Annotated in this window: 11 protein-coding genes; all 11 read right to left on the bottom strand. The window is 50.2% G+C overall.

Annotated elements, in window-relative coordinates; all coding sequences use genetic code 11:
* Positions 1 to 243: 243 nt before the first annotated feature.
* Positions 244 to 1,455: an amidohydrolase gene (locus D829_RS0129395; RefSeq protein WP_017692497.1), complete on the bottom strand. Its 1,212-nt coding sequence runs from the start codon at positions 1,453 to 1,455 to the stop codon at positions 244 to 246.
* A 50-nt stretch (positions 1,456 to 1,505) separates the two neighbouring features.
* Positions 1,506 to 2,567, bottom strand: coding sequence for an LLM class flavin-dependent oxidoreductase (locus tag D829_RS0129390; RefSeq protein ID WP_017692496.1), 1,062 nt, complete (start codon positions 2,565 to 2,567; stop codon positions 1,506 to 1,508).
* Positions 2,568 to 2,621: 54 nt separating this feature from the next.
* Complete coding sequence (locus D829_RS0129385; protein WP_017692495.1) at positions 2,622 to 3,494, bottom strand: LysR family transcriptional regulator; 873 nt, start codon at positions 3,492 to 3,494, stop codon at positions 2,622 to 2,624.
* Positions 3,495 to 3,563: 69 nt separating this feature from the next.
* The gene (gene ssuE, locus D829_RS0129380; protein WP_017692494.1) at positions 3,564 to 4,112 is read right to left on the bottom strand and encodes an NADPH-dependent FMN reductase; all 549 of its coding nucleotides are present in this window, start codon (positions 4,110 to 4,112) and stop codon (positions 3,564 to 3,566) included.
* A 25-nt stretch (positions 4,113 to 4,137) separates the two neighbouring features.
* Positions 4,138 to 5,055 carry an ABC transporter permease gene (locus tag D829_RS0129375; RefSeq protein ID WP_017692493.1) on the bottom strand — a complete coding sequence of 306 codons (918 nt, stop codon included), beginning with the start codon at positions 5,053 to 5,055 and terminating at the stop codon, positions 4,138 to 4,140.
* 60 nt (positions 5,056 to 5,115) lie between these two features.
* On the bottom strand, positions 5,116 to 6,048 hold the full coding sequence (locus D829_RS0129370; RefSeq protein WP_017692492.1) for an ABC transporter permease: 933 nt from the start codon (positions 6,046 to 6,048) through the stop codon (positions 5,116 to 5,118).
* 41 nt (positions 6,049 to 6,089) lie between these two features.
* Positions 6,090 to 7,733, bottom strand: a complete 1,644-nt coding sequence (locus tag D829_RS0129365; protein ID WP_017692491.1) for an ABC transporter substrate-binding protein — start codon at positions 7,731 to 7,733, stop codon at positions 6,090 to 6,092.
* A gap of 170 nt (positions 7,734 to 7,903) precedes the next feature.
* The gene (locus D829_RS0129360) at positions 7,904 to 9,247 is read right to left on the bottom strand and encodes an LLM class flavin-dependent oxidoreductase (protein WP_017692490.1); all 1,344 of its coding nucleotides are present in this window, start codon (positions 9,245 to 9,247) and stop codon (positions 7,904 to 7,906) included.
* A gap of 323 nt (positions 9,248 to 9,570) precedes the next feature.
* Entirely contained in the window at positions 9,571 to 9,849 is a 279-nt protein-coding gene (locus D829_RS0129355; RefSeq protein WP_017692489.1) for a glutaredoxin family protein, read from the bottom strand.
* 353 nt (positions 9,850 to 10,202) lie between these two features.
* Complete coding sequence (locus D829_RS32160) at positions 10,203 to 11,930, bottom strand: glycosyltransferase family 2 protein (protein ID WP_017692488.1); 1,728 nt, start codon at positions 11,928 to 11,930, stop codon at positions 10,203 to 10,205.
* A gap of 64 nt (positions 11,931 to 11,994) precedes the next feature.
* Positions 11,995 to 12,515: GT-D fold domain-containing glycosyltransferase (locus D829_RS33890; RefSeq protein ID WP_017692487.1), on the bottom strand; the 521-nt coding region annotated here is incomplete at its 5' end.

Below are 12,515 nucleotides of genomic sequence, written 5' to 3'. Positions count from 1 at the left end.
CACAGATGTACCTGTCACCGGTCTACGCCGTTCATAGGCAAAAACGATCATCACCGCTCCTAGGATAGCACACATCATGTACATTAATGAATAGAAAGAGAAGCCCGCGACCGGTCTGATGGACACACCTGCTCTTGATTACAGTGGATTAACTCTATTAAAGGCCATAACAAAAAAACGGTTACCGCCAAAGCGGAAACCGTTCCACATCACAATAAAGCGCAGAATACATTATCTAAATGATTACAGATTACGTAATGCTTGCTCTGCCAGATCGGCGAGAAGATGTGCTCCCAGCGCCAATGCCCGTTCATCCACATCAAAGCCAGGGTGATGCCACTCATGCGGGCCAGAGGTGCCCAGGAAGAGGAACAGGCCGGGAACTTCTTTTTGATAAAAAGAGAAGTCCTCACCTGCTGGAGAAGGTAGCGGTCTAACACTATTCAGTCCAATCTGACTTGCAACTTGCTCCGCCGCAGATGCCAGTGCTTCATCGTTGACCACGGCAGGTGGTCCCTGAATCCAGCGAACCGTAGCCCGTGTGCCATAGGCCGCCGCCACACCGGCGACTACCTGATTGAAACGTTCGCGAATCCGCGCACGCACTTTCTCATCAAAGGTACGCACCGTGCCATCGAGTATCGCTTCATCGGGAATGACGTTCCAGGCTGTGCCGCTGTGGAGCTTGGTGACGCTGATTACGGCACTCTCCTGTGCTCCTACATTACGACTCACAATGGCCTGTAGTGCCGTAACGATATGTGCGGCAACCACGATTGGATCAATGCCGGCTTCAGGCACGGCTGCATGGGTGCCTACACCTTCCACTTTGACAACAAAACCGTCTGCTGCTGCCATCAATGCGCCTTCCCGAATACCCACCGTACCTACCTGAAGATCAGGCTTGTTATGTAATCCGAATACCGCCCGAACATCGGACAATGCGCCGCTCTGGATCACTTGCCGAGCACCCGTTGCTTTTTCCTCCGATGGCTGGAATATCAACCGTACTTTTCCCGGTAGAATGGACTCACGCTGTTTCAGTAATCGGGCAGCACCGATCAGAATTGCCGTGTGTGCGTCATGTCCACAAGCGTGCATCTTTCCATCTACCTGGGAGGCAAATTCCAGCTTTGTCTCTTCCTGAATGGGCAGCGCATCAATATCTGCTCTTAGGGCAACCACAGGACCGTCCCCTTGACCCACTTCAGCGACAAGCCCTGTCCGCAGCACATATTCGTCTGCAATACGGACGCCTTCCTCTTCCAGCCAACTGCGAATGGCTGCCGTCGTCTCCCTTTCCTCGCCGGACAATTCCGGGTTACGATGCAGATGTCGCCGAATGGTGATTAATCGTTCCACGAATTCTTCCGCCCGTTCACCGTGAAGTTCATGCTCGGGGCCCTGTACTTGTTGCCCAGAATGCTGCTTGGGCTGTTCCAGATCACTTTTCATCACATGGCCTCCCATTCGTATATATTCATTGCTATCTTAACTGCCTAATTCTATCCGATTGCAGCTTCCTGTTCCTTGGATTCCAGTGCAAATTCACTTAGTCCCTGCTCTGCCAAAATTTCACGCAACAATTCAAATGAACGAATTCGCTTGGTAAAGTCCCGTGTAGCTGTAGTCACAATGAACTCTTCCACAGCAAACTCCTGCTTGAACTTCAGCAGCGCCTGACCTACGCTTTCCTTCGTACCCCGGGTCACACTTGGCTCCAAAATTTCGATCCGATAGGTTTCGTTTGATTGACGGCCGAATTCTTCCGCCTGTTCCACAGAACCGACGGTCAGCACCTTACCACTCTCCAGATGAATTTTCACCAGCATATGCTCGCTCGCAAGTCCTTCCGCTTCTTCCTCACTTTCGGCCACAATTAACGATATGGCTAGTGCAGCGTAAGGCTCTCTTCCCTGGGAACGATCAAATTGTTCACGATATATACGGATCGCTTGAAGCGCTACCTCTATATTACTGTTAATGAACAGTGAAAAGACATATGGGAGTCCCAGTTCCGCAGCCATGCCTGCACTATCAACACTCGCTCCAAGCACATACAGTTCCGCTGGAATGTCGGACACAGGCGAAGCGCTGAGACCTGCAAGTGGATGCGATGGATCTTCAAGCGGCTCATTGTGGATGTATCGTTTCACCTGAACAATTTTCTCTTGAAGAGAGGCAGCTTCCTGAATACCTTCCTGCAACGCCTGTGTCGAACGTGGTAACCCGCCTGGTGCACGACCGATTCCCAGGTCAACTCTTCCTGGTCCGAGCGCTGCGAGGATATTGAAATTCTCGGCGACTTTGTATGGGCTGTAATGCTGGAGCATTACTCCGCCAGACCCCAGCCGAATCCGCTTTGTATGCGCAAGCAAGTGGGAGATGAGTACCTCCGGGGAGGAACCTGCAACATGCCCTGAATCATGATGCTCCGATACCCAGAACCGATGGAATCCAAGCTGCTCTGCCCGCTGTGCCAGCTCAATCGTATGCCGAAAAGCATCCACCGCCGTTTCCCCTTCATAGATGGGAGTCTGATCCAAAATGCCAACACGAATACTCATATCCTTCTCCTCCTTGATTGTGCTGAACCTGTGTTCATGTAGCTTACAAGCGATCTATAGTTGCCGCAGCAGTTCCCCGAAGGGCTCTGCCAATGGCGAATATTCTTCCTTTAAAGTAACGACGCTGATCTGCAACGATACACCTGCTACCTCATGTACCTGAATGGGGAATAACTCCTGATTCTGCACTTCCTTCTTCACAGTAAGTCCCGGAAGAAAGGCAATGCCTGCCCCTTGCATAACCAGTTTCTTCGCCGTCTCCGAATTATCAACATGGTATGTAATATTCGGCGGATGTTCCAGCGAGTCGAAAGCCCGGTGAATGCGTAGCCAGTCCAGTGAACCACATTCAAAAAAGACCAGTTGCTCATTCCGGATGGCTTCCATGCTGACATGTCCGCTCTCAATGAATGGATGCCCTTTGTACACATAGAGCTGGATCGGATCTTCATAAAAAGCAACCGTACGGATCGCAGGATGCATGACCTTGCGCACAAAAGCAAGATCGATCTCCTGACCAAGCAGTTTGGCAATCAGCTGATCCGTCGTTGCTGTCGTCAATTTGATATTAATTTCGGGGTAAGCTTCCTTGATCTTGGGTAAAAAATCGGGAATGACATAGTTGGATACTGATACTGTACTACCGAGCCGAAGAGCATCCGGTGTTGATCTCCGTTGCTGAATCTTCTGCTTGCCCTTCTGAATCACTTGCAGCACTTGCTGCGCATATGGCAGGAATTTCCGACCTTCCTCTGTCAGCACAATTTGCTTGCCAAGCCGATCAAACAACTTGCAGCCCAGCTCCCTTTCCAGTGACTGAATGCGAGCTGTGACCGAAGGTTGGGACAAGAAGAGTACTTCGGCAGCCTTATTGAAGCTTCCATAATGATTGATATATACAAATGCTTCAATGTTCTCGATATTCATGAGTGCCTCCGTATCCACGTCCGCAGACGTTTGATCTTATATCGATTTATCCAATGTACTTACTTGGTTTTATGATATCGTAATCCCATCCTTTTCCAGTGTCAATATCAATTCATCCAGCGAGCGATCCAGACGTGTAGTCACATCTGCCGAGAGTACAAATTTCCCATCATCCAATCGTTCTATTCCCTGATCCACAGCATACACGCCACCCAAGATATGTCTTCCACCAAGGGCTGCCAGAACAGGCTTCAATGCATAATCAATCGCGAGTAGATGAGCAATAGAGCCACCGATAACGAGCGGAAGTGTCAACTTACCCCGTAGCCCCTGTTGCGGAATCAGATCCAGGAACAGCTTGAGTACTCCCGAGTACGATGCCTTGTATACAGGTGTAGCCACAATAACTGCATCCGCCGCTTCCACGATAGCAAGTGCATCACGAATGAATGAGCTGTCAAACCGGGCTTGCACCAGATCGTCAGCGGGCAGATCCACAACATGAATGACTTCAACGGTGATGCCTGCCTCCGTTAATTTTTGGCTGCTGTAATCCGTCAGACCTGTCAAACGCGAACGCTTGGAAGGTGATCCGGCAATAATGACAACATGTGACATAAAGTATTCCTCCTTGGTATAGCGGTCAGGCCGCTCCTTTTACTTTGGGGTCCAACCGATCGCGAATATCGTCTCCAATCAGGTTAACCGCCAGTACAAACAATGTGATCGCCAGACCGGGGAACGTACAGATCCACCAGGCAACCGTCAGATAACCTCTACCTTGTGAGAGCAATGCGCCCCAATCCGGTATTTCCTTCAACACCCCAAGTCCCAGAAAACTGAGTCCGGAGCCCGTAAGAATTGATGTCCCTACGCCCAGCGTAGCCATGACCAGCAAGGGTGACAACGAATGTGGCAGTACATGTTTCCAGAAAATACGTGTATTGGAACCGCCCAGTGAACGTGTCGCTGTAATGAAAGGTAGACCTTTAACAGATATGACCTGCCCACGCATCACCCTTGCGTAACCCGGAATGGAGGAAACCGCAACAGCCAGTGCTATATTCATCAGTCCTGGCCCGAGAGCAGCTGCAACAGACAATGCAAGGAGCACGCCGGGTACAGCCATCAGAATATCAACAGCCCGCATCGTGATGGTATCAACAACGCCTCCGGCATAACCGGAGATAATACCAAGCGCACTGCCGACAATACCACCTACAAGTACCGAAGCGAATCCAATGAGCAATGAATCTCTGCTTCCATGCACAACCACACTGAAGATATCCCTGCCAAAATAGTCCGTCCCGAACAGGTGTGCAGCAGAAGGAGCCTGCAGAATAGCATCCGTCATCATCTGAGTTGGATCATAGGGCGCAATCCAGCCCGGTACAATCGCACATGCCACGGTAAACACCACCACCAGCAATGCTGCATAAAAGAATAATCGGGATACCCCGAATGAGACGCGATAGCGCCAAGGGCGGCGATTCCACAGATGGATACGTCCTACACTGCCCGCCCATGCTTTTTTGTCACCAACCAAAGGTTTCATGCTCATGAGCAACAACTCCTCCTTTCATACTCCGCGTCAGGACACTTCTGACTATTCCATCCATGATCATGTGCGGACTGCACGCCGAACCCGGGGATCAATGTACGAATACGAGATATCCACCAGCAGGTTCAAGACAACGTAGATGATAGATGTAAAGAAAACCACACCTTGCACCACTGGCAGATCCTTGGCCATTAGCGCATCCGCAATAATTCGTCCGATCCCCTGTCTGGAGAAGACGGTCTCCACCACAACGGTTCCCGCAAGCAGATCACCGATTAGCATGCCGATTACCGTTACAGCAGGAATAAGCGCATTACGCAGTGCATGACCATACATGATGGCACGTTCCGAAAGTCCTTTGGCCCGTAACGCCACGATAAACGGTTCATTGATCACTTCCAGCATGCTGTTCCGTACCATCCGTACAATAAATCCTGCACCCACGAGACCCAGCGTAGCCGCGGGCAGAACCAGTGAACTGAAACCGTCGGAACCCATCGCCGGGAACCAGCCAAGCTGTACCGAGAATAACAGGATGAGCAGTATCCCCGTCCAGAAGGTTGGCATGGAGATGCCGAAAAGTCCAACGAGCCGGGCGACGAAATCAATCACGCCATTGCGATGAATTGCAGACAATACACCGAGTGTAATTCCGATTGTGATGGCAATGATTGAGCTGAGTACGGTCAAAGCCAGTGTGGCTGGAAAATGTTCCAGTATTTTTGGTAAAACCGGATCCGAATTAATCATTGATTTACCAAAATCGCCACGCAGCATATCACCAAAATAGTTCGCAAACTGGATGTAAAACGGCTGATCCAGTCCAAGCTGAACCCGCAGATTCTCGATCATCTCCGGGGTAGCCGAGGACGGGTCCAGCATGAGTAGAACCGGATCACCCGGCAGGAGATACATGATGCAGTACACCAGCACCGAAGCTCCGAAAATAACCAGAAGCGATGTTGCGAGTCGTGACAGTATCATTTGAACCATACCGGGATATCTCCTTCCTGAATCTGAATTGACCGTTCATGTTAGGGCTGAATGCGGACGTCGTTAAAGAGTGGATAACCCAGTGAATCAAACTTGATGCCTTCGACCTTTTTGGATGCTGCGACGGTATACGGGAATACATAGATCGGTAGAATTATCGCTTGCTCAATCAGGTATTGTTGAATCTGATTGTAGATCTCAACACGTTTATCAGGATCCGTCTCGACCGCTCCCTGCTCCAGCAATTCATCGATCTTTGGATCAGACAAACCGGACAATGTCGGACGCTCTCCCTCTGCACTCGTATGGTAGAAAGCATACAAGGCATTTGGATCGGAATTGACCTGACTGTTGCCATAGAGATCATAATCCCAGTTCTGATAGATGACCGTTGCTACGTCTTTTGTAATTTCCACTTCAACAGCGATGCCTACCTGTTTCAGCTGTTGCTGGATAATCGCGGCTATGTCATTACGTTTCTCCCGATTTGGCGAACCATCGACATAACGCAGGGTCAGTTTCTGGCCGTCTTTCGCACGAATACCGTCAGCGCCTTTCACCCAGCCTTGTTCATCGAGCAGCTGATTGGCTTTGTTGATATCCGGGTTAATGCTTCCTTCCAGCGATGCATTATAACCCAGGATTCCAGGAGACAGTGCGGACCACGCACGTTCGTAGTTGCCCAGATACAATGTTTTGACAATCGATTCCACATCTACAGCGGATTGTACTGCCTGCCTTACTTTCACATCATCCCAAGGTGCTTTGCGCAGATTGAAAAAGAGTGTGTACGGCAGTCCAACTGTATTGGCCTGTAACAATTGCTGGTTCGGATCGTTTTTTAATGCAGCGATATTCTGCGGTGGAACCGTCTCGGCAGCGAGTACCTGACTACTCTGTACACTTCCGATGCGCGTTGCTTCTTCCGGTACAATTTTGAATGTGATCGTGTCCACATGGGGCGCGGCTTTATTTTCAACCGTCTCAGGTCCCCAGTTGTAATCCTTGTTCTTGGCAACGACGATATCCGCATTTTCATCCCATTTCACAAAGGTATACGGGCCTGTGCCCACCGGATTCTTACCCAGCTGGTCACCATATTTTTGGGCAGCCGTAGGGGATACGAGCCCCAGAAGTGCCTGGCTCAAGTTGCCAAGAAAGGCTTGTGATGGTGATTCCAGATTTACTTTGATGGTATATTCATCAATGACCTCGGAGGAGCTGTAGGGTCTAATCAGGGCCAGAGAATTGGCAGCTTTGGTGGCCGGATCAATCACCCGGTCCAGATTGTATTTCACGGCTTCCGCATTAAACGGTGTGCCATCGTGGAATTTCACGCCTTCACGCAGCTTGAACGTATAACTCTTGCCGTCCTCGGATACGCTCCATTCCGTGGCGAGCCAAGGTTTGATGGAACCATCAGGCAGCTGCACGACCAGATTGTCGTAGATCGTTCGGATGGCGCGTACTGTTACGGCAAGCCCACTGCGATGAGGGTCTAGTGTATCCGGTGAAGTCGCGAGAGCAAAAGTCAGGTTGCCTCCTTCGGCTTGCCCGGCCTGCCTGCCGCCTAATGCCTGTGCCGTACTGTTCGTGCTGCCTCCCGCCGCTCCGCAACCGGATAATACCATCACCAATACTGCTGCCAATGCCATATATTTCATCCATGAAATAGACCTGTTCATATCGCTTCCCCCTCTGTGTATACAGGTGTCATTAAATTGATGTTTATACCAATACTCTATATATCTTATGAGTTAAGTCGGTTTTAAGGTAGTACGAAACGTAGTAATTACTTTATTACCGTTTGGAGAACACATCAGACATAATCAAATGCTCGTTCGCTCCCTATCCGTTATGCCAAATCAGATACAACTTGCTTCTTCGCAGTCGTATAACGGTTAACCGGAATCTGTACCCCAAGGTTACCTCGCAATGTATCGTGTTCATATTCCGTACGATACAGGCCGCGCTCTTGCAGAATCGGAACAACCAGTTCCACAAAATCAGACAATCCACTTGGCAGCTCCGAAGCAATAATGAAACCATCCGCCGCTTCCGTCTCGAACCATTCCTGAATCTTGTCAGCAACCTGCTCCGGTGTGCCCAGGAATTTGCTGCGTGGTGTTGCTGCCCGCAGAGCCACTTCACGCAAGGTCAATCCTTGCTCTTTGGCATCCTTCTTGATCTTGTCAGTTCCACTGCGGAAGCTGTTGCTTCCAATGCCATTCAGTTCCGGGAACGGTTCATCCAGCGGATATTGGGAGAAATCATGGTGTTCGAAGAAACGTCCCAGATAATCCAGCGCTTTATCAATGGTAACCAGGCTCGCGATCTCCTGATACTTCTGTTCCGCTTCCTCTTCGGTCTGTCCAACAATAGGATTGATGCCTGGCAGAATAACAATATCCTGTGAAGAACGCCCATAGGAAGCCGCCCGTGTTTTCACATCCTTATAGAATGCCTGTGCATCTTCAATCGTATCGTGTCCAGTAAAGACAGCATCCGCTTCTTGCGCCGCCAGCGTTTTGCCATCTTCCGATGAACCTGCCTGGAAAATCACCGGCTGTCCTTGCCGTGAACGGGCAATATTGAGTGGCCCCTGTACGGAGAAGAATTCTCCTTCATGATTAAGCGTGTGCAGCTTGGATGGATCGAAGAATACGCCGCTCTCTTTGTCTCTTACAAAGGCATCATCTTCCCAAGAGTCCCACAACCCTTTGGTTACCTGTAAATATTCCGCGGCAATGCGATAACGTTCCGGATGCGAAGGGTGACTGCTCTTGCTATAGTTCTTCGCTGTACCTTCCAGTGGAGAAGTCACGACGTTCCAGCCTGCACGGCCATCACTGATCTGATCGAGGGAACCGAACTGTCTGGCTACGGTGAACGGATCACTATAGGATGTCGAGAGGGTGCCTACCAGTCCAATACGTGAAGTAACGGCAGCCAAAGCGGAGAGGATACTGATTGGTTCGAAGCGATTGAGGAAATGCGGAATGGATTTCTCGGTTATATACAGACCGTCTGCGATAAAGACCAGATCGAACTTGCCTTCCTCCGCTTTCAGTGCCTGACGTTTGTAGAATCCAAAGTTAACGCTGGCATCCGACAGAACCTCCGGGTGTCTCCATGTGGTGTTGCTTCCTCCAACCCCATGAATAATGGCTCCAAATTTCAAACTGCGTTTCGCTGTCATATGCACTCCGCCTTCCTTGGATTAGAATCTTCAAAAGAATGATCAAGGGCCAACTGAACTGATTACGTATGCAAAATAACTTAAAAGTTAACTATTCCTATGAGTTTGGTTTGTTTTAATTTCACAAATCTTATCACTGCCCCGTAAAAGGGTCAACAGCGTGACTAATAGATTTTTTCTATATGAACATTGAAGATGTAAATATGACCATTTACATCCCAAGAGAGCTATAGCTTATGAACGTTCCGACTGCTGCACAAATGCAATCTTGCATCATGAAGCAGCCGGAAATGGCTTGTTTCAAAGGTATATATCAACTCCCGTTAGACTGCTGCCGCTTCGTCCGCTCGTGTCAGAAGTTCAGCCAGCTTCTCCAGATCAGGCTCCAGCAAGGCTTCAAACTTGCCGTCCCCTCCCACTTCAATGACAGGTACATGCCGAATGCCATATTTTGCTTCAAGTACATCACGCAGCACGTCATGACCCTGCACTTCAATGTTCTCAAAAGGCTGGTTTCGCTCTGTCAAAAATGCTTTTACTTCCCCGCAGAAATGACAGCCTGTTTTGCTCCACAGCACGACTTTTTTGGTAGATGAAGACATCGACATACCTCCTGATTGGTTTTAAGATCAAAGTCTGGGTGATTAACTATGAACGCCCTTAGACCTTCAATTCCCATCTGTTAAATAAGAATTATGGCTCTAAATGTACTCCTGTGCCCTTCCTGCGTCAATGGATCTGCTAATAGAATAAACCTATAACCAAATAGAAAGATTAAATTATAAATTTGAAAGATGGCTTATTTAACAGGAATGAATCACTCTGCTTCAGTAGTCTAGCTACCAACTCATATGTAATATTCGGATGCGGAATGAATCAGAGCGATTACACAGGATACCGCTACATTTTCCATTCCGCATCATGCTGCTAATCTGGATAAACAGATCGCCTGACATTACAGATCTGGGTTCAAGAGCTGAGGTGGGGCGATAATGGGCCGTCCTTCTTCCATCGAATTCAGTTGGTCCGCAGACACGCTGATAATATGCCCAGAATGTACACCCCAACGTTCTGCCGCATAGACCGATACAAATCGTCTCCGCTTATCTCCGCTGATCTGATATCGAATCTCGGGTGCATCCACTGCGGCAACAATACTTCCTTCTGCCCAGCCATTGTGAGAATCATGAACCGCTGTCGTATGCACCTGTTGTGATTCCCTCGGCCATCCTTGCACGTCCCCCGCTGATATCAGTGCTTCTCCGGCAGGAATGGCGAGCAGGTCCGGTTTGGCAACCTGAACAGGAGATATTCCACGCGGTACAGGGATGTTCAGCTTACGCCGCCGACCGCCAGTTAAAATATAGACATCTCCTTTGGCATCGGACAGGAACGAACCTTCCGGGTAGAAGTCATAACTGTGTCTGAACTGTAATGCTGGATCTTGGCTGCCCTGCGTTGAGATTCGCTGACGCGGATCCATTGGGTTTGTGTCACCATCCTCTTGTTGACCGGATGGGGTACCAGAGGTTTGTTGCCACGCCAACCGGGATGTCTCGGCAACCAGCACATGGGGATCTCCCCACTTTTGGCTATAAAACTGCTCGTTATCCTTATTCACTACAGCAAAGTCTTGCTCACCCAAGGCTTTCATACTGACACTTCCGAAGTGGTGGATAAAAGCATCCCCGGCTACCGCAAGCTGGTATCCTGCCAGCTTCACCCGGATGATCCAGTCGTCATCTTCGAAATTGCCCACCGCGTACCCTTCGTCCAGATAACCTACCCGTTCCAGCAGCTCCCGTGAGAACAGCCAGCAGAATCCGACCAGGCGATCGGTTATTCGATGTTTGTCTGCATCCGGACGATTATGTGTGGCGGCAAAAGACCACATCTCTTCTACCTCACGGTACGGAACCTGAATCTGCTGATCCCCGCCAATATAGTTGGTCACCGGACCCACCACACCAATCTTCGGATCACTGGCAAGACAAGTCATCATGTTATCCAGCCAGCCCGGAGTAACCAGCGTATCGTTGTTCAGCACGATGATATGTCGTCCTCTCGCCATCATCAGCCCATGATTGACACCTCCGGCAAACCCCCGGTTCTTATCCAGGGCAGCCACCCTCACCATGCCGCCTTTGCGGAGCATGGCCTCGGCAGTTCCATCCTTGGAGGCATTATCCACGACAATGATTTCGAAGGGGGCAGGGGTATGCTTTTCGATACTCGACACACATTGCAGCACATAGTCCCGCTGATTGTACGTGGGGATAATGATGCTAACTCCTTCAAAAACAAGACCAAACGAGCTCTGTCCCTGGCGGACACCTTCGTCGTATCCTCTGTTATACCCCTGTTTGTAGAGCCTGGCGCCTTTGGCTGTGCGCTTGCTTTTACCTTTACGTCTGGATTTCCGCATTGAGCGACGACCTGCTGCATGCAGGACTGCCATGGCAGGTCGCGAGACATCGTGCTGTGTGGCCCGGCGGTCCGCTTTTTTTTCGCTGCTTATGCTACCATTCCGGTTGTTTTCACTGCGGCTGTTGTCACTGTGAGTGCTGATATTTGGAGTGATGTTGTGATGGCTGTGACCCTTTCGACGGACGACGTTTCGAGCCTTAACCTTGTTGCTGCGGCTATGACGTTCTTCACCGCGCTGTTGATCGGGTGTGCTCATGTTGCTCCCTCCATTTCCACTTGTCCGTGAGGCCAACACGCACATGACCGGCCCCCGGACGCCACTAGAGTTGAAGCTCTCCTGTTACCAGTTTGTCAGCCAAATGTCCAAAATCCAGAGCAACCTTGCCGAGTTCACCTGCAATTCGCCGACACATAATCACCGCCGGAATACCCGCTGCCACCAACGCGATATCAAAAGCATGTTCTGCGGTTTGCTGCATCACCCTCGGAATATCCATGACTCCCGCCACAGAACTAATGATACCTGTGACATGAATCCCCCGGTTATGCAGCAGTGCCGCAAGCTCTGGTGCCTGGCTGCCTATGAGCAGAACCCGCCGTCCTTGCAGCAAGGGCAACACCAGGCCGGACTGATGCAGACTGTAATTGATCGTGGAGCTGGTCAATTTCAGCCGGGACCAGTCAATCCCGAAGTGGCGCATTACCGGGAATAACAGCCCCTGGAATGTCGGTGCCCGCGAGATCGGGACGCCAACCCAGTCGGCGGCCTGTATGGCTTCCGCAAGCATCGCGCGGATGTCGGGCGTTGAGCATGGCACCCCTGCATAGGGCAGAAACGGTG

The organism is Paenibacillus sp. PAMC 26794 (assembly GCF_000316035.1).
Lineage (GTDB): Bacteria > Bacillota > Bacilli > Paenibacillales > Paenibacillaceae > Paenibacillus.
The sequence above is the reverse complement of the archived record's forward strand: the minus strand, read 5'-3'. Positions and strand labels throughout refer to the sequence as shown.